This is a genomic window from Pseudoalteromonas sp. NH0006-26, assembly GCF_057552415.1.
Map to the genome: position 1 here is coordinate 246945 of NZ_BAAJMJ010000002.1, position 18353 is coordinate 265297.

Genomic DNA, 18353 nt, shown 5'->3' on the forward strand with positions numbered 1-18353 from the left:
GTGCGTATAATTAACGGCAATTGTCCCCTATTTTTGACACTCTATGCAATTTTCTGAATTTGATCTTGATGATAAGCTACTTAATGCTATTAATAAAATGGGTTTTGAAACCCCCACTAGCATTCAACAACAAGCCATTCCTGAGGCGTTGCAAGGGCGCGATATTTTAGCGTCTGCACCAACAGGTACGGGTAAAACGGCGGCATTTTTAATTCCAGCAATTCAATATTTAATGGATTTCCCGCGTCGTGATCCGGGCTTTGCACGGGTATTAATTATGACCCCAACTCGCGAGCTTGCTTATCAAATTCATGAACAATGTGAGTTACTTGCAAAGCAAACCCACTTAAAAATTGGGGTGGTTACCGGTGGTATAAACTACGGTACACATAAAGAAATTTTTGAAAATAATAACGACATTTTAATCGCCACACCTGGGCGTTTAATGGAGTATTTGGAAACCGAAAACTTCCACGCAGAAAACGTAGAAATGCTCATTCTTGATGAAGCAGACCGCATGCTCGACATGGGTTTTCGTAAAGAAATGCTGCGTATTTGTGATGAAGCTAAAAATCGCCGTCAGTGCTTTTTATTCTCAGCCACCCTTGAAGGTGACAGCGTAGAATTATTTGCTGAGCGTATTTTAAACGACCCTGCTCTACTTGAAGCCGAATCATCACGCAAAGAAAAAGCTAAAATACACCAATGGGTTCATTTAGCCGACGATTACCATCATAAACTTGAGCTATTAGTTAACACCTTAAATGGCCCTGATGTTAGTAAAGCGATTGTGTTTGTAAAAACCCGTGAGCGTCTTGAAACCCTTATTGGTGAACTAACCAATAACGGCGTTAAAGCTGCGTGGCTGCGTGGTGAAATGCCACAAGATAAACGCATGAAAGCGATGGAAAATTTCCACAGTGGCAAAACTCGCATTTTGGTAGCAACCGATGTCGCTGCGCGCGGTATTGATGTAGCGGACATAAGCCATGTAATTAACTTTGATATGCCGCGCACTGCAGATGTTTACGTACACCGTATTGGCCGTACAGGTCGTGCAGGTAAAAAAGGCATAGCGATTTCACTAATTGAAGCGCACGACATTGGTATTCTTTATAAGGTTGAACGTTACATAGAGCAGAAGCTTAAACGCCGTGTATTTAAAGGATTAGAGCCGAAGCATAAAGAAGCTAAGCCACCGGTTAAAAAGCGTAAAGATCCAGTAAAAATGAAAGCAAAGAAAAAAGCCAAGGTTAAAAAGAAAAAGTAACCTTTGTTTTCTAACTTGTTTAATTTAGCCGACGTCTGTCGGCTTTTTTATGACTTATATTAATTTTATTAAAACAGTGAGTAAGCAATTCAAAGTAATATGTAAAAACTACTTAGCTGAATAACCACTTAACAAAATAACCAATAATTTCAATTGGTTAAATTTGGAATGAAACTTGTAACCCCTAACAGTATATGAGTATTAAAACGCCGAGTAACGGCGTTGCTTTTTAGTAACACACTAAGGATATAGTTATGGGTCGCATTAAATTTACTATCGGTTTTATTTCGTTTTGTTGTTTATTTTTATTAGCCTCTGCTTTTAACGTCAGTGCAGCAACGCATTTAGCAGTAGTGAGTAGTGTGGCCACACAACCTAATTTACAACAATCTATTACTCATGAGTTACGTACTAATCCAAATTTAGAATTAGAAAATTTAAACGTACGCGTTAATAACGGTGACGTTGAACTCAAAGGCGAAGCTAAAAACGGTTTTGAGCGTGCTCTTGCACAAAAGTTTTTAGAAAATATGGATGGGGTTAAACGCATTAAAAATAATATCGCTATTATTTAAGGTCTGTTGACCTTTGTGAATTAAATTTTTAGTAAGCGCAGCGTGTTGCTTAAACACGCTGCGTTTTTTATTGTGCAAAATAAATATCTGCATAAAAATAAATTTAAATAATGGCTTACATAAAAGAGTGCAGCGCAGCAGGCAATGTAAAAACGCGCTGCAAGTGGGAAATTATTTCCCACTCAATTTACTCAATCTAGTTTGATCTATTGTTGTCCTTGCTTTCACTTTTTAGCCGAGTGGTGGCTTATTTTATCGCTTATCATGGCATCGAGCTTTTCACCGCCTTTAATACCAAAATCAAGGGTACGAATTGGAAACGGAATACTTATATCTGCCGCATCGAGCGCTTGCTTAACAGCCACAACCCCTTTGTGACGCACCGTCATAAAATCGGGCTCGCCAGGGTATTTAATCCAAAACCATACCAGTAAGTTTATACTGCTATCACCAAAGCCCTCTGCGTATACCGCGGTCTCATTTTTACGGATCACAAAGTCAAGTTGGTTAATTTTATCGACTATGACCTCACTGGCTTTCTCTATGTCATCGGCGTAAGAAATACCTACTGGTACTTCTATTCTTCTGACTCCTAAAGTGCTGTAATTACGCAGTACATTTCTAAATAGTATTTTATTAGGAACCAGTATCAACTGCCCGTAAAAGCTCTCTATTAGCGTGTTGCGCAAGTTAATTGAATGCACTGAACCAAATACATTATCGGTCTCGATAACATCACCCGCTTTGAACGGTTTGCGAATACCCATGGCAATACCCGCAATTAGGTTTTCGGTCATATCTTGAAAAGCAAAACCAATAGCGAGACCAACAATACCTGCACCCGCAAGCAATGACGTAACGGTACTTTTTAAACCCATAAAATCAAGGGCAATAAAGACCCCAACACTCAAAACAATAACTTTAAATATAGAGGCCATTAAGTCGGCAATTTGAGTAGAGTCGAGGGAGCGACGCAATACTTTTTTCATTCCTTTGCCTGCAAGGCGGGCTATAAATGAAAATATAATCGCAATAATTACTGCAACGATAAAGTTTGGGATATGACTTATAACAACATCAAACCAGCCACCGAGCTTCTCTTCTATAAGTTTTTCGGCTTCTGTAATTGAGGGAATTGAGAGCATTTATTCTATACCTTAGTTTCTATTAATAACCTAAGGTTTGCAAAAATAGCGCCAGTATAAAAAAAGCCATGCAATGCATAGCTTTTTGGGTATGTGTTTAGCTGCAAATAGCGCTAAATTTAGCTTTGCTCTTCGCGCAAAAATACCGGTTCAAGTTCTTTAGTGGTTGCCTCTGGGCTAAAGTAATAACCGGCTACGGTAAACTCTTTAAGCTGACTTAGTTGCGTGACTTGGTTTTCGATAATGTAACGTGCCATCATGCCGCGCGCTTTTTTAGCGTAAAAGCTAATCACTTTATATTGGCCATTTTTACAGTCTTTAAAGTGTGGGGTAATAATGTGTGCGTTAAGCGCTTTTTTATCTACCGCTTTAAAGTATTCGTTAGACGCTAAATTAACTAAGTATTGTGCATCTTGTGCCGCTAAAACGTCGTTAAGTTTATTAGCAATAATACTGCCCCAAAACTCATATAGGTTTTTACCACGGCTGTTTTCAAGCTTTGTACCCATTTCTAGGCGGTAGGCTTGCATTAGATCAAGCGGTTTTAATAATCCGTATAAACCCGAGAGTATACGTAAATGCTCTTGAGCATAATCAAGTTGCTTAGCCGTTAGGGTGTCGGCATCTAAACCGCCATATACATCGCCATTAAAGGCAAGCACCGCTTGTTTAGCGTTATCGGTAGTGAACGGTTGCGCCCACTCACTAAAACGCGCTGCATTAAGGCCCGCGAGCTTATCGCTAATTTTCATTAAACTACCAATCTGCGCAGGAGTTAGTTCACGGCATACTTTCATGAGCGCTTCGCTGTGCTCAAGTAATTCAGGTTGAGTGAACTTATCTGTTGCGGGTGGCGTGTCGTAATCAAGATTCTTTGCTGGTGAAATAACAGTGATCATAGTTAGCTATTGACTTGTAAATTATTTAATGTCAATTTCAACATTAAATGAGACGAAAAGCACGTTTTGTTTAAAATTATCCTACCTAAAACTCAACCGTTACCGTTTTTTCATTGATAAGGACATAAGACCTATCAAGCATTGTCACACTGTTGCAGTATAGCTATATTAAGGTAGTTTAGATTTTCTTTTAACTTGCTTGGAATGAGGAAAAGCAAATGACTAGCGCTCTACAAAGGCTTAAACAACACTCTTCTATCGTGGCCGACACGGGCGATATAGAAGCCATAAAAAAACATCAACCTGAAGATGCGACTACCAATCCATCGCTGCTTTTAAAAGCGAGCGAGATTGAAGCTTACAAACCTTATCTAGATAAAGCATGGCAATACGCTAAAGAAACCGAGCAACAGCCTGCAAAACAACTAGAGCTGGCTTGTGACTATTTTGCAGTATTACTCGGTAAAGAAATTAGTGAAATTGTACCGGGTTATATTTCTACTGAAGTTGATGCACGTTTATCATTTGATACCCAAGCAACAATTAATAAAGCACATACTTTACTAAGCCTTTACGAGAAAGAAGGTGTAAGCAAAGACAAGATTTTAATTAAAGTTGCCTCTACTTGGGAAGGCATTAAAGCCGCAGAACAGTTAGAAAAAGAAGGCACTAAGTGTAACTTAACGCTTTTATTTAGCGATGCCCAAGCGCGCGCCTGTGCTGATGCAAACGTATTTTTAATTTCGCCATTTGTTGGCCGAATTTTAGATTGGCACGTAGCAAACGGTATGGAAAAACCAACCGACCCGCTTCAAGACCCGGGTGTACAATCGGTGCGTAGTATTTTTGAGTTTTATAAGCGTCACGATTACAAAACTGTTGTTATGGGCGCAAGCTTTCGTAACACCGGTGAAATTATTGCCCTTACAGGCTGCGATAAGCTAACAATTAGTCCTAATCTTTTAGAAGAGCTAGGTAATTTAGAAGACGCACAAGAGTACTTACTAGAGAGCGATATTGCTAAAGAGCCAAAACCTGAGCCACTTAGCGAAGCACAGTTCCGTTGGTTACATAACCAAGACGCTATGGCGACTGAAAAACTAGCTGAAGGTATTCGCTCATTTGCAGATGCGCAAGAGCAACTAGAAGCACGCTTTAAAGCGATGTAACTAATCGCTGTTTAATGAGTTTAAAAACGTCGCTTTTAGCGGCGTTTTTTTATGTCTGCGATTTACTTTAAATACTCGACTTGTCCCCATTTACGTTCTTTTTGTATTGATCTTCATCAAAATACCACCCACCAGTAACAGTTTCGTCACATTTATATTCTATTTTATTAATAGCTATGGTATAGATACTGCCGAGGTTCAAAAAGTGGTCAATAGGAGATAATCAATGGATAGCCTAAACGAAATAATAGAGATATTAGAAGGTTCTGATACATCGAAAAAAACCTCTCAAAAAAATAAAAAAAGAAAATGGCGCGAAATAGAAGCAATAAAAGATAAGCAACGTTTGCGCAAAGAACTACAGGAGCTCGACTATTTTGCTGATAGTATTGCTATTGATGAATTAGAGTTTTAATCAACAACAGCAACTAAAAAGGCTTTCATTTATGAAAGCCTTTTTTAATACCAATTACCCTATACTTGCCAATTAATGGGCTGCGCTCCTTGCGCTATTAACAGTTCATTGGTTTTTGAAAAGTGCTGACAGCCAAAAAAGCCGCGATGCGCTGAAAGCGGTGAAGGGTGCGGTCCAGACAATACATGATGGCGCTGGCGATCAATACTTTTACCTTTTTTTTGTGCATGTGCGCCCCAAAAAATAAACACCACTCCTTGGCAATGCTCATTTATATGAGTAATTACGTTATCGGTAAATTGCTCCCAACCTAAATGTTTATGGGAATGGGCTTGCCCTTGCTCTACTGTTAATACGGTATTAAGCAAAAACACACCTTGATCTGCCCAGCTTTGTAAATAGCCATGCTCTGGCGTAATAAAACCATTAATGTCCGTCACTAACTCTTTATAAATATTTTTAAGTGAAGGCGGGAGCTTTTTAACTTCAGGCAATACTGAAAAGCACAAGCCATGCGCTTGCCCTTCTCCATGGTAAGGGTCTTGACCTAATATAACCACTTTGATATCGCTAAGTGGAGTTGCATCAAATGCGCTAAACACCTGTGGTTCTGGTGGATACACAGCAATACCGTTTGATCGTTTATTTGCAACATATTCAAGGGTTTGCTGCATATATACTTGACTAAGTTCGTGATTTAAAAAAGATGACCAGTTACTCATAATTGACTCTTAATAAGTTCTCTAGATACCTCAACTTTGTCACACATTTGTGCTAATCCATCAAGCATTCTAGGGGAAAAACGATGTAATAAATCCGCGTTAACACTAATAAATTGCTCATATTTAACCGCGGGAACTTCAGGCCATTGCTGCCAATTTACTGTGGGTATTACCCGTTTTGACTTTTCATTAGGGATAATAATAATTTGTGGCTTGGTGACTATTACGTTTTCAATGCTGATTTGTGGGTAATCTGTGTCGCTGTCGGCAAATACATTAGTTACTTGGCAGGTTTCGATTAACTGATTTATCCATGTATTTTTTGATACCGTCATCATAGGCTCTGGCCACAGCTGATAAAACCCAGTAAGCATGGTTTTATTATGCTGCGCGGCTTTAATTGCGTTGAGCTTAACTGTAAATGCCTCAGCTACTTTTTTACTTTGCTCAATATGACCGGTTAATTGACCTAATTTTAGTATTTCCTTAGCAACGCCTTCAATAGAGCGTGGATTACTTAAATGCAATTCAATCCCTAGTCGCTTAATTTGTGCCAAATCTTCTGCCTGATTACCGCTTTTCCACGCAATGACCATGTCAGGCTTGAGCATGAGTAACTTTTCGATAGAAATGCCATTATAGCCGCCGATACGCTCAATTTTAGTCGCCTCTTGTGGGTAATCTGCGTAATCCAGCGTGCCCACTATTAGATCACCCGCCCCAATGGCATATAAATTTTCGACTATGTGTGGTGCCAAAGCCACAATACGAAGCGGCTTGTCGGCTAAGACTTGAGGTACATAAACAGCAAACAATAACAGCCCAAGAATAATGCGTTTTAACATTAGTAATCAAAGCCTTTTAGTGCCTTTACGCCCGACTCAAACGCATGCTTTACATTACGCACTTCACTTACGGTATCGGCCAGCTCAATTAAGGTACGGTGCGCAGCACGGCCAGTAATAATTACCGATTGCATTGCAGGTCGGTTGTTAATTGCAGCAACCACTTCCTCAAGGTCGATATAGCCATAGGTCACCATATAGGTGAGCTCATCGAGTAATACCACATCGATACTGCTGTCGCTTAGCATCCGCTTTGACTCTTGCCATGTTGCTTGTGCTGCCGCAGTATCAGCCTCTTTATTTTGCGTATCCCAAGTAAAACCTGTGTTCATAACAGCAAATTCAACTCCAGCTCCTTGTAGTAAATTACGCTCACCACATTCCCATGTACCTTTAATAAACTGACATACCGCGGCCTTTTTACCATGGCCAACACAGCGTGTAACCACACCAAAACCAGAGGTTGATTTACCTTTGCCATTACCAGTAATAACCTGAAAAATGCCTTTTTCTTGCTGTGCCGCTGCTACTCGAGCATCAACTTGTTCTTTTACTTTTTGCTGGCGCTGTTGGTGCTTGTCGTTTGTTGATTCAGTCATTGTTATGTCCTTGGTAAATTTTAATAATTTGTTCAATATTTAAATGTGTTTGGCACATATCAGCGAGCCGTTCTAACTGGCGTTCGCGATGCTCATTAATGCTGATGGCATTAATGTCACTGTCTGGTTTTAGCCACTTTAATAGCAGCTCCGTAGTAGCTGCGTTGTCGAACAAGCCATGTAAATAAGTACCGGCAATGGCATTATCGTCACTAATAAAACCATCCGTAGTAAAGCCATTGGGGTGTTTATTAAAGTGAATAAGTGGTTTATTGAGCGCCTTACCTTTACTGATCCCAGCATGTATTTCATAACCCTGACAAGCAACCTGCTGCTGGTTTAAACTAATAGTGGCGTTTACTTGGCTTAGCACTTTTTGTTCACCTAATGTGGTATCAAAATCACTAAGTGCTAACCCAGCCATTTGCCCTAATGATGATTCCACCGCATTGGGGTCGCTAATAGTATTACCTAACATTTGCATACCGCCGCAAATACCCAGTACTTTGCCACCATAACGTAAGTGGCGTTTAATTTGCTGATCCCAGCCTTCATTTTTTAAAAATACCAAATCACTAAGTACATTTTTACTGCCAGGCATAATGATTAAGTCAACGGATGGAATCGCTTGAGTATGACGCACATAGTTTATATTTATATTTGGGTGCAATCGCAGTGCATCAAAATCAGTGTGGTTACTAATATGAGGCACCAGCAGTACCGCAATATTAATGCTGGCTTCGGTCACATTATTATCTATGGCAACGGCATCTTCGGCATCAAGAGCTAAATCGTGTAGGTAGGGTAACACCCCTAACACAGGTTTACCTGTGTACTCTTCAAGCCAATCTAACCCGCCTTGTAATAGGCTAATGTCACCACGAAAACGATTAATAACAAAGCCTTTTACCCGTGCTTGCTCTGACTCGCTTAATAGCGCCAAAGTTCCTACTAGGTGAGCAAACACACCCCCTTTATCAATATCGGCAATAATAATAACCGGGCAATCGACCTTTTCGGCGTAGCCCATATTGGCGATATCGTTTGCGCGTAAGTTAATTTCAGCTGGGCTACCAGCCCCTTCAACCAACAATAAGTCAAAGCGTTTAGCTAAACGATTATGCGAGGTTAATACCGCTTCCATAGCCACTTTTTTATAGTCATGGTAAGAGTCGGCTTCCATATTGCTAATAGCCCTACCATGAATAATAACTTGCGCGCCGGTATCACTATTGGGTTTGAGTAATATCGGGTTGAAGTCTATTTCAGGTGCTACTTTTGCCGCAACGGCTTGTAATGCTTGTGCTCTACCAATTTCACCGCCATCATGCGTTACGGCACTATTAAGCGCCATATTTTGCGGTTTAAACGGCGCAACATTAACACCTTGATTAGCAAATACTCTGCAAAGTGCTGCAACCAGGGTACTTTTACCCGCATCTGAGGTAGTGCCTTGTACCATTAGTGTTTTCATTATTGAACCACCAGCTGACGCTTACGAAAATACAATATACTTAAAAAGAATAGACTGCCGATAGCCGCCGTGATCACCCCAATTGGCAGCTCTTGGTTGCTTAATAGTGAACGAGCAAGCACATCGACCCACACCATAAATATTCCCCCAACTAATCCGGTCATTAATAATCCAACGCGGCTACCTTGAGAGATAAAAAAGCGCACTATGTGTGGCACCATTAAGCCAACAAAGCCAATTCCGCCACAGTTAGCAACTAACACGGCCGTGATCAACGAGCTTAAAATAAGCATTAAAATTCTAAAACGATGCACTCTTACGCCAAGCGTTGTCGCACTTTCATCGCCTAACAACATGGCATTAAGCTGACGCCTAAAACCCAACATGATTATTGTACAGACTATAATGACTAAGACAGGTAATAGCAGCGACTGCCACTGTGCTTTAGCAAAACTACCTAAAGTCCAAAATAAAATAGCCGCGACTGCTTGTGGATCGCTCCAATAAAGTAACAAACTAGTAAAAGCACTAAATAAAAATGATAAGGCTACCCCCGCCAATAACATTGATTCAACTTGGGCATTACGCTGGCTGCCAGCAATTAAAATTAATAATCCCATCGCCACTAAACTACCGATTAATGCCGCCCCAGATAGCGCAATACCCGCCCCAGCTCCCACAAAAGACATTAGTATAACCACACCTAATGAAGCGCCGGACGAAATACCAAATAAATAAGGATCTGCTAAGGGGTTACGGGTGACTGTTTGTAGTATTAAACCTGCAATCGCTAAGCCACTCCCGGCTAAAAAAGCCAGCAAAGTACGTGGCATTCTTAATTCAATAATAATACGACTGGTAAATGAAGCCTCGTTTGAAAAGGTTAAGCTTTGATATACATCTGCGAGCGACGTAGGTACCGCACCAAAACTTAGTGCGATAAATAAACTCAATAGTGCGCATAATAGCGCAGCGATTAATGCAACGGCGTGGTTAGAAAAGGCCGTCATATTATTGGTATCCATAATAATAAGTAATATGAGGAATAGCCTCACCTTTGATTGTTGCTTGAGGGTGAGTGCTCACTTGAGCACAAACACCAAACACCTCATCCAGCATCTGCTCAGTGACCACGCTACTTGGCTTACCTGCATCAACAACTTTTCCATTTTTAATAACCACTAACTCATCGCACATTGCTGCGGCTAAATTTAAGTCATGAAATGACGCAAATACCGTAATCCCTAAAGATTTAGCCAACTCCATAAGTTGAATTTGATATTTCACATCAAGGTGACTAGTCGGTTCATCCATAATAAGAAGTTGTGGTTGCTGCACAATAGCGCGGGCAATAAAGGCTCGTTGCTTTTCACCGCCTGACAACGAATCAAATAGTTGAGTGCTATGAGATTCAAGCCCCACGTGACTAATAGCTTGAGCTATTTTTTGTTTATCCGCTTGAGTCGTCGTACTAAATAAAGTTTTATGTGGCGTAAGCCCTAACGCAACCACGTCGAATAACGAAAGGTTAAATTGCGACGGTGTTTCTTGTAGCACAACAGCAACCTGCTTAGCGTAGTCTTCGCTTTTTAGTTGCCAAATATCGGTATTATTAAATTTAACCTCGCCTGCTGATGGCTGATTAAATCGATATAAGCAACGCAGTAAACTCGATTTTCCCGCACCATTAGGACCAATTAAGCCAACAAACTTGCCACGCTCAATACTCACATTAATATGCTTAAGGATTAAGGTATTACCCACTCGCCAAGAGACATTATTTACGGTTAAAAGCGCTGTTTGTTTAGAGGTTTGAGTGTGCAAAAAATTATCCTAGGCAGGAAAAACCCACACTCAGTACAACAAGTACTAAAAAGAAAATGAGTTAACCCGCTCGTTATATGAAGTTTTAAGGCACTTGTATCTGACTTACAGTAAAACTGATCACAGTTACGGGAATAGTTGAGGAGTTTCACCTCATTCCAAATGCTTGGCTATTATGCGCAGATAAGTAAATAATTTAAAGCAAAAAAAACCGCACTCAACTGAGTGCGGTTAAAAGGGAGTGTTTTAACTAAGTATTAGTTAAAACTTATATTCCATACCTAAAGCTAGGTAATCTTGGTCAACGTTGTTGTCCATATCAAAACTTGAGTAAAAGCCAAACACCTTAAGATTTTTGTTTAGCTTGTGATCAACACCTACCGATACTGCACTTTTATCATCGCTGTCATCAAAATCCATTGTTTGATATTGCACTTTAAAAGTGTTGCTACCCATTAGGTAAGCTGCATTCACTAAGTAACCGTCAGCTTCAGCGCTACCGTCTACTTTTTCTTGTGTTTGGTACATTGCACCAAGTCTAAAGTCTTCAATTTTACCTTGAACTGTTGCACGTAATACGTCGTAACCATTTACTTCACTATCAGCAGCAACAGCAGCATATACAGCGCTCTTTTTAAGGCCAGCATCACCGTAAGTTAATGCCACTGAGTAACCATTTTTGGCATCTTTATCATCTTCTGCAATAAATGAAGCTAATACTTTAAAGCCTTCATAGCTGTTTGAAGCGTAAGATACTGAGTTACCTAAGCGGTTTTCACCTTTAAAAGTGTTTTTAATATCACCTTCAAGGTCATTAAATAAATCAAGTTTACCTTGCGCCTGCTTTAGCGCTGTATCGTTACGGCCTATTACTACCTGACCAAATGAACCTTTAAAACCTACATATTGATTACGTGCTGAAATATTATCTTTATCGCCTTTTGAGTCAGCGTCCGACACATCAACCTGAAATTCAAACTTATAAACAGCTTCTAAGCCGTCTGAAATTTTTTCAGACCCTTTAAGTCCAAAACGAGATGCATTACTTTTAATTTCAGTAAACGATCCTTCACCATCATCAGATGACTGAACGGTTACATTCGCTTTGCCGTAAATATCTACTTCTGCAAGCGCATTAAAAGATAAACCACTAAGTAAGGCTAAGCACAAGCTCGATTTTACAAATTTCATGTTATTTCCTCGATAATCACAATAGGCTAATTTTTAAAACAGCAGCAGTGTGTCACCACTAAATGACAAAAATATTACAAACGACATATTTTTGTCTTTTTAAGTTAATAAAACTGCATTAATTATGAAATCAAAATAACATGTAACTAAAATACGGCCTGATCACTACTTACTTTGTTTCAATAAACTCGGTGTCATTTGCGACAACAAATTAACTAAGGTTTCAATTAACTCTTTCTGCTCGTTATCTCTATGATAGGCAACAAATACATCTCTTGAGGTATTTTCTACCCCTTTAACATGAAAAAGTTCGCCTTTTTCCAAATGATCTTTAACTAATACTTGTGGAATAAACGCACTACCACCGCATTGCAGTATTAAATCAAGCGCTATACGACCAGTGCTAGTTCTAAAATAAGGCGGCGTTTTACCAGTAAACTGACGCGCATGCCAAAGAGAAAACGTGGTTCCCCAATCAACATACACATATTGATTATCAAAGAAGTTATCGCCTGTTGCGGTGTCGTAACCACTCACCGGAATAATAGGTAGTTCACAAATTCGTTCAACCACGAGTTCATCCACTTTTGGCGGATCAAATAAAATGGCGAGATCAAGGGTGCGTTCTAGTAGTAATCGAGTACTCTCTTGTTGCGCTTTCACTTCTGCCACCAGCGATACACCAGGCATAGCCGATACAATATTTGTAATACCAAACTGTAAAAAAGCATCCCAAATATTAGGAGTCCCTGCTAAGCTTATTTGCTTATGCATATTATCTGCAAGTGCAACATCTACTTTGGCTCTTTGCATACCGGTAATAATCATTTGCGCATGCGGTAATAAGCGCTCACCAGGGGCCGTTAGTTGTATATTATTACGCTGGCGAATAAATAAATTTACGCCTAATCCCTGCTCTAATTGACGAATTCGAAAACTCACCGCAGACTGCGTTATGTATAGGTTTTCTGCCGCTTTACCAAAATGGCGAGTACGCACCACTTCGACAAATGTTTTTAATAAATCTATGTCCAATTTTTTATCCTCACGATAAAAATTTTTTGTTTAAAAAAATAGCAATTATGTCCCATACTCCAGCTAATAATTGGTATGAGGGTACAGCTATGAGCAATGATATTTCACTACTTCGTCAAGCATTTGTTAGTCAACGTCAGTTTTATGATGATCAAAACTTTCCACGCGGATTTAGCCGCAGCGGACATTTTACCCTGTTAGAGGCAAGTATTTTAGAACAGCACGGTGTTGTTTTAAAAAGTCTGTATAACAAAACAATTGAGCCACAAAACGAATATCAGCAACAATTTGTAAATGCGGTCAGTGGCATAATTGAGCCAAGTAACCCCATTGAGCGAGCATGGGTTAAATACTTAAAGTTAACAACCTGCAAAACAAAATTTCATACATTATTTGGTCGCTCAAAAATTTCAGGGCCAACACCAATCAGCCAAGATTATTATTCTGAGGCTGACAATTTATAAGTCATTACAATAGTTGCTTTTTGGCGTTTTAGCAGTTACAACTTGTATAAGCAAACACTTTTGCAAAATTTTAAACAGGGCTGTTACGTGACGCACAGAATACTTATTGTTGAAGACACACCCGCAATTGCGCGAGTGCAAAAGCATATCGCGCAAAAAGCGGGCTACGAGGTTGATATCGCTCAGTCGCTGGCTGAGACTAAAGAGCTAATAAGTGAGCACACTTACTTTTGCGCGGTCGTTGATTTTATATTGCCTGATGCCCCGCGAGGGGAAGCGGTTCCCTGCACGGTTGCAGCAGATATCCCCACCATAGTTATGACGGGCAATATTGATAAACAAACTCGCGACACCGTCGAAAAATACCCTATTATTGATTACATTATCAAAGGCAATAAACAAGCTTATGAATATTTAGAAAAGCAACTTTACCGCCTACCTCGCAATAAACAGGTAAAAGTACTGGTTGTTGATGATTCAGCGTCAACACGCCAATACATATGTAGTTTATTAACACGTCATAAATACCAAGTATTACAAGCAGCCGATGGCATAGAGGCGCTCAAAGAGCTTGAAAATACGCCAGATATTGCTGTAATTATTACCGATAAAGAAATGCCTAACATGGGCGGTGTTGAGCTGTGCAATGAAATTAGGCGGATTTACACTAATGACGAAAAAGCTATTATTGGAATTTCAGGTGCTACGTCGTCTAATTTATCTGCCTTATTTCTAAAAAATGGGGCAAATGATTATTTGTATAAACCTTTTAATAGTGAAGAGTTTTACTGCCGGTTAAGCCAAAACGTCGATATGCTAGAACACATAGCCACCATAAAGCGACAAGCCAATACCGACTATTTAACTAAACTTCCTAATCGTCGTTACTTTTTCGAAGAGGCTAATAAGTCGTTAAAGCAGTTAAAAAAGGCAGAAACACCAGCCATGTTAGCGATGCTTGATATTGATCATTTTAAAGCGATTAACGATACCTATGGCCATGATGCCGGCGATGAAGTGCTTAAAGGGCTTGCGGTGTGTTTTAATAAGTACTTCGAAAATCAATTGGTTGCGCGTTTAGGCGGAGAAGAATTTGCGGTGTTTTTTACTGAACTGACCGAACAAGAAGCACTAAAACGACTAGAAAGTTTCAGACTTTTTATTGAGCTTAACAGCCATGAATTTAGCCAAGCAAACATCAAGTTCACGCTGTCGATAGGCTTCAGCCATAGTAAAACCTATCAGATTGACGAGTTATTAAAACAAGCCGACTTAAATCTCTACAAAGCCAAAGAGTCGGGGCGTAATAAAGTGGTTTAGTTTAACTAAACCACACCTGAGGCGACAATGGCTGCTTTTCTACGTTTACGCGACTGATGGTATGAATCCCAACTAAAAATAGCCAGTGCACTCCAAATGCACGCAAAGGTAATTACCCGTTCAGCATCAAACACTTCACCGTAAAACACCACCGCTAAAATAAACATTAAGCTAGGGCCTATGTACTGAAAAAACCCAAGTGTTGTATATTGCAATCGCTTAGCCGCGCCAGTAAAACATAGCAATGGCAGCGTAGTCACTATGCCCGCACTCACTAACAATGTATTAGTTAGCCAATCATTCGCTGGTAAATTTGACGTTTCGGTCGGCACCATCAACCACCAATAGGTCAGTGCCACTGGTAATAATATTAATGCCTCGATTAAAATCCCAGGCAAAGCATCAACCTGTAGCTTTTTACGTAATAAGCCATATAACGCGAAAGATGTCGCTAACGAAAAAGCCACCACTGGAAATGAGCCAAAGCTAATTAGCTGTAACAACACGCCCGTAAAAGCTAAGGCAACAGCAGCACCTTGCAACTTACGTAACCGCTCGTTTAAAAACACCATGCCAAGCAGTACGTTTAACAAAGGATTAATATAATAGCCTAAACTGGCATCTAGCATGTGGTTGTTATTAATGGCCCATATAAACAACCCCCAGTTAAATCCCAGTAAGGTAGAGGTAACAACTAACATTAAAATAAGTTTAGGTTGGATTAAAATGCGTTTAATTTTATCCCAGTAGCTCAGCACACTCACTACCACAATAAGAAACACCACTGACCAAATAACACGGTGCATTAAAATTTCAAATGCTGACACATGTTGGATCATCTTAAAATAAATAGGTGCTAGGCCCCACATAAAAAAAGCGAGGCAGGCAAAAATGGCGCCCTTTCGCTGCTCGGTATCAATCGACATAGTAACCACTTGGTGATTTAAAAGGCCGTAAGTTTAACCCCCTCTCACTTTTTAGCCAACTAAATACGTGCCCGTTCCAAAAGCAATTTGTACTGACTGCTCGTTGTGCAACTCCATTCGGCACACGCATACTTTATTTCCTGAGCGAATCAGTTTAGCACTAGCAATAAACACCTCGCCTTTACCTGGGCGTAAATAGTCGGTGCGTAAATCTATGGTCCCCAGTGTGGCTAGCTTTTTATGTACACTGGGTAAATCTGCATCGTCTAGTTTTCCTATAACGCTGGCGGCAGCAAGCATTCCACCCACATTATCAAGTACTGCCGAAATAACCCCGCCATGGAGAATTTTTTGCGCGGGGTTGCCTATTAACACATCTTGCCAAGGAAAGGAGATTTTAGCTTGTTCAGTACTAAGCGACTCCACCGCTATTTTTAAAAACTGGTTAAAAGGCATATTATTTACAAACAACGCCCCAACTTGTTCAATCAACATTTTTTTATTCATTATTATTCTCTATGTTTTAAGGTGGTACGATGAGTAAAGCACAACTTTAAGCTGTTGTAACCTCCTCGATTATCATTACCTATGTTTACACCAAGTAATGAAAGCTAAAGACATCCTGACAAAAAACCACTAAAATAGCGCCGATGAATACACTAACTCCCTCTCCCAATACGCTGGTGCGTAAACCCGAAACTGTACTCAAACAAGTGTTTGGTTACAGTGAATTTCGCGACGGTCAAAGTGCAGTAATTGATGCTGCAATTAATGGCCAAGACTCGTTAGTATTATTGCCTACCGGTGGTGGCAAATCGGTGTGTTACCAAATACCCGCGCTAGTATTAGAGGGGGTAACCATTGTTATCTCTCCGCTCATTTCTTTAATGCAAGATCAAGTAACTCAGTTACAAGCTCTAGGCGTCAAAGCCGCTTACATAAATAACAGCTTAGCGCGTGAAGAACAGCAGCTAGTCTATCAGCAGTTGCATCAGGGGCTTATAAAATTACTCTATGTTGCCCCTGAGAAAGTGCTGCAAAGAGAATTTTTAGAGCGGTTATCGCATTTAAATGTCAGCTTGTTTGCTATTGATGAAGCACACTGTGTTTCTCACTGGGGTCATGACTTTAGACCACATTATTTTCGTTTAAATGAGCTTAAACAACGCTTTGCAAATGTGCCGATGATGGCACTCACTGCCACCGCTGATAAAGCAACTCGCTTTGATATTGTTGAGCAACTAAAGCTACAGCAGCCTTATATTCACACCGGCAGCTTTGACCGCCCCAATATTCGTTACACCATAGAAGAAAAATTTAAACCTATGGTGCAATTACTGCGTTATTTAAAAGAGCAAAAAAGTCAAAGCGGTATTATTTATTGCACCAGCCGCAAGCGGGTTGATGACATTGCTGAAAAACTTGCTGATGCAGGTCTCAATGCCGCGGCTTATCATGCAGGAATGAGTAACGAACAGCGCCAATTTGTGCAAACCGGGTTTGCCCGTGACGATATTCAAATTGTGGTTGCCACTGTTGCCTTTGGAATGGGAATTAACAAGCCTAACGTGCGTTTTGTACTGCATTACGACATTCCAAAAAGTATTGAAGCGTATTATCAAGAAACAGGTCGCGCTGGGCGTGATGGACTGGCTGCAGAAGCCATTATGTATTTTGACCCCGCAGATATAGGCCGGGTTAGACGCTTTTTTGAAGATATTGACGATGAGCAACGCCGTCGAGTAGAAGAACAACGTTTTAATGCCATGGCCAGTTTTGCCGAAGCGCAGACCTGCAGACGTCAAATATTATTAAACTACTTTAGTGAATACCAACGAGAGCCGTGCGGTAACTGTGATATTTGCTTAAATCCACCAAAAAGCTTTGATGGCACACTGGTTGCCCAACAAGCACTTTCGTGTGTCTATCGTGCACAGCAACGATTTGGTTTAGGTTACATCGTAGAGTTATTGCGCGGCGCTAATACTAGTCGCATACGTGATAACAACCACCATGAACTCAGCACCTATGGCATAGGTAAAGATAAAAGCAGTGAGTTTTGGCTGAGTATTTTACGCCAACTTATTCATCAAGGGCTATTAAGCCAAGATATAACCCAGGGCGCATCTTTACGGCTAACTGAAGCCGCACGCGCTATTTTAAAGGGTGAGTATGCGCTGCAACTGGCTGAACCACGCCTACAAGCTAAGCACGTTTATCAGGATAAATTAGCGCAGTTTAATTACGATAAAAAACTATTCGCTCGCCTACGTGCACTACGTAAAGAATTAGCCGATGCCGATGACGTGCCTCCTTATGTGGTATTTAACGATAAAACGCTGGCCGAAATGGCGCAGCTTATGCCTACTAACGACAGTGAGTTTTTAAAAGTGTCGGGAGTTGGTTTTACTAAATTAAACAAATATGGCGGCGAGTTTTTAACCGCAATTCGACATTACCTAGCAACGCAATAAGCCCCT

19 protein-coding genes and 1 riboswitch are annotated in these 18353 nt (G+C 40.3%); of the genes, 7 read left to right on the top strand and 12 right to left on the bottom strand.

Features of this window, described 5'->3' with window-relative positions:
• The first annotated feature begins 43 nt into the window (after positions 1 to 43).
• Both srmB and AC27JR_RS03850 read left to right on the top strand, forming a co-directional pair.
• The gene (gene srmB / locus AC27JR_RS03845) at positions 44 to 1270 is read left to right on the top strand and encodes an ATP-dependent RNA helicase SrmB (RefSeq protein ID WP_076918424.1); all 1227 of its coding nucleotides are present in this window, start codon (positions 44 to 46) and stop codon (positions 1268 to 1270) included.
• A 254-nt stretch (positions 1271 to 1524) separates the two neighbouring features.
• Positions 1525 to 1845: a BON domain-containing protein gene (locus AC27JR_RS03850; RefSeq protein ID WP_487172831.1), complete on the top strand. Its 321-nt coding sequence runs from the start codon at positions 1525 to 1527 to the stop codon at positions 1843 to 1845.
• 224 nt (positions 1846 to 2069) lie between these two features.
• Here AC27JR_RS03850 and AC27JR_RS03855 read toward each other — a convergent pair whose 3' ends face one another.
• Together AC27JR_RS03855 and yaaA are read right to left on the bottom strand one after the other, a co-directional pair.
• Positions 2070 to 2990 (bottom strand): mechanosensitive ion channel family protein, encoded by a 921-nt coding sequence (locus AC27JR_RS03855; protein ID WP_487172832.1) that lies wholly within the window; start codon positions 2988 to 2990, stop codon positions 2070 to 2072.
• 119 nt (positions 2991 to 3109) lie between these two features.
• Positions 3110 to 3889 carry a peroxide stress protein YaaA gene (yaaA, locus tag AC27JR_RS03860; RefSeq protein WP_487172833.1) on the bottom strand — a complete coding sequence of 260 codons (780 nt, stop codon included), beginning with the start codon at positions 3887 to 3889 and terminating at the stop codon, positions 3110 to 3112.
• 218 nt (positions 3890 to 4107) lie between these two features.
• Between yaaA and tal the strand changes: the two genes are divergently transcribed.
• On the top strand, positions 4108 to 5058 hold the full coding sequence (tal, locus tag AC27JR_RS03865; protein WP_008110647.1) for a transaldolase: 951 nt from the start codon (positions 4108 to 4110) through the stop codon (positions 5056 to 5058).
• A gap of 226 nt (positions 5059 to 5284) precedes the next feature.
• Positions 5285 to 5473 (top strand): DUF3545 family protein, encoded by a 189-nt coding sequence (locus AC27JR_RS03870; RefSeq protein WP_008110646.1) that lies wholly within the window; start codon positions 5285 to 5287, stop codon positions 5471 to 5473.
• 59 nt (positions 5474 to 5532) lie between these two features.
• On the opposite strand, the gene ung is transcribed toward AC27JR_RS03870, so the two are convergent.
• From ung to AC27JR_RS03910, 8 genes are all read right to left on the bottom strand, one after another.
• Positions 5533 to 6195, bottom strand: a complete 663-nt coding sequence (gene ung / locus AC27JR_RS03875; RefSeq protein WP_487172834.1) for a uracil-DNA glycosylase — start codon at positions 6193 to 6195, stop codon at positions 5533 to 5535.
• On the bottom strand, positions 6192 to 7040 hold the full coding sequence (locus tag AC27JR_RS03880) for a cobalamin-binding protein (RefSeq protein WP_487172835.1): 849 nt from the start codon (positions 7038 to 7040) through the stop codon (positions 6192 to 6194). Before AC27JR_RS03880 ends, ung begins: the two co-directional genes overlap by 4 nt.
• Positions 7040 to 7639 carry a cob(I)yrinic acid a,c-diamide adenosyltransferase gene (cobO, locus tag AC27JR_RS03885; protein ID WP_487172836.1) on the bottom strand — a complete coding sequence of 200 codons (600 nt, stop codon included), beginning with the start codon at positions 7637 to 7639 and terminating at the stop codon, positions 7040 to 7042. The genes AC27JR_RS03880 and cobO overlap by 1 nt, the downstream gene beginning before the upstream one ends.
• Positions 7632 to 9113: a cobyric acid synthase gene (locus AC27JR_RS03890; protein ID WP_487172837.1), complete on the bottom strand. Its 1482-nt coding sequence runs from the start codon at positions 9111 to 9113 to the stop codon at positions 7632 to 7634. The genes cobO and AC27JR_RS03890 overlap by 8 nt, the downstream gene beginning before the upstream one ends.
• Positions 9113 to 10123: a FecCD family ABC transporter permease gene (locus tag AC27JR_RS03895; protein WP_487172838.1), complete on the bottom strand. Its 1011-nt coding sequence runs from the start codon at positions 10121 to 10123 to the stop codon at positions 9113 to 9115. The genes AC27JR_RS03890 and AC27JR_RS03895 overlap by 1 nt, the downstream gene beginning before the upstream one ends.
• A gap of 1 nt (position 10124) precedes the next feature.
• A complete protein-coding gene (locus AC27JR_RS03900) occupies positions 10125 to 10937 on the bottom strand; it encodes an ABC transporter ATP-binding protein (protein WP_487172839.1) in 813 nt (270 codons plus the stop codon).
• A 74-nt stretch (positions 10938 to 11011) separates the two neighbouring features.
• Positions 11012 to 11149, bottom strand: a riboswitch (cobalamin riboswitch).
• Positions 11150 to 11198: 49 nt separating this feature from the next.
• Positions 11199 to 12128, bottom strand: a complete 930-nt coding sequence (locus tag AC27JR_RS03905) for a porin (RefSeq protein ID WP_487172840.1) — start codon at positions 12126 to 12128, stop codon at positions 11199 to 11201.
• A 165-nt stretch (positions 12129 to 12293) separates the two neighbouring features.
• Positions 12294 to 13163 carry a LysR family transcriptional regulator gene (locus tag AC27JR_RS03910; RefSeq protein WP_008467766.1) on the bottom strand — a complete coding sequence of 290 codons (870 nt, stop codon included), beginning with the start codon at positions 13161 to 13163 and terminating at the stop codon, positions 12294 to 12296.
• An 89-nt stretch (positions 13164 to 13252) separates the two neighbouring features.
• Between AC27JR_RS03910 and AC27JR_RS03915 the strand changes: the two genes are divergently transcribed.
• Together AC27JR_RS03915 and AC27JR_RS03920 are read left to right on the top strand one after the other, a co-directional pair.
• Positions 13253 to 13627 (top strand): MaoP family protein, encoded by a 375-nt coding sequence (locus tag AC27JR_RS03915; protein WP_008467764.1) that lies wholly within the window; start codon positions 13253 to 13255, stop codon positions 13625 to 13627.
• An 87-nt stretch (positions 13628 to 13714) separates the two neighbouring features.
• Positions 13715 to 14947 (top strand): GGDEF domain-containing response regulator, encoded by a 1233-nt coding sequence (locus AC27JR_RS03920; RefSeq protein WP_487172841.1) that lies wholly within the window; start codon positions 13715 to 13717, stop codon positions 14945 to 14947.
• 5 nt (positions 14948 to 14952) lie between these two features.
• On the opposite strand, the gene rarD is transcribed toward AC27JR_RS03920, so the two are convergent.
• Both rarD and AC27JR_RS03930 read right to left on the bottom strand, forming a co-directional pair.
• Positions 14953 to 15873 carry an EamA family transporter RarD gene (gene rarD, locus AC27JR_RS03925; protein ID WP_487172842.1) on the bottom strand — a complete coding sequence of 307 codons (921 nt, stop codon included), beginning with the start codon at positions 15871 to 15873 and terminating at the stop codon, positions 14953 to 14955.
• 51 nt (positions 15874 to 15924) lie between these two features.
• A complete protein-coding gene (locus AC27JR_RS03930; protein ID WP_487172843.1) occupies positions 15925 to 16380 on the bottom strand; it encodes a thioesterase family protein in 456 nt (151 codons plus the stop codon).
• A gap of 143 nt (positions 16381 to 16523) precedes the next feature.
• Here AC27JR_RS03930 and recQ point away from each other — a divergent pair, with 143 nt between their 5' ends.
• On the top strand, positions 16524 to 18347 hold the full coding sequence (recQ, locus tag AC27JR_RS03935) for a DNA helicase RecQ (protein WP_487172844.1): 1824 nt from the start codon (positions 16524 to 16526) through the stop codon (positions 18345 to 18347).
• The last annotated feature ends 6 nt before the right edge of the window (positions 18348 to 18353 follow it).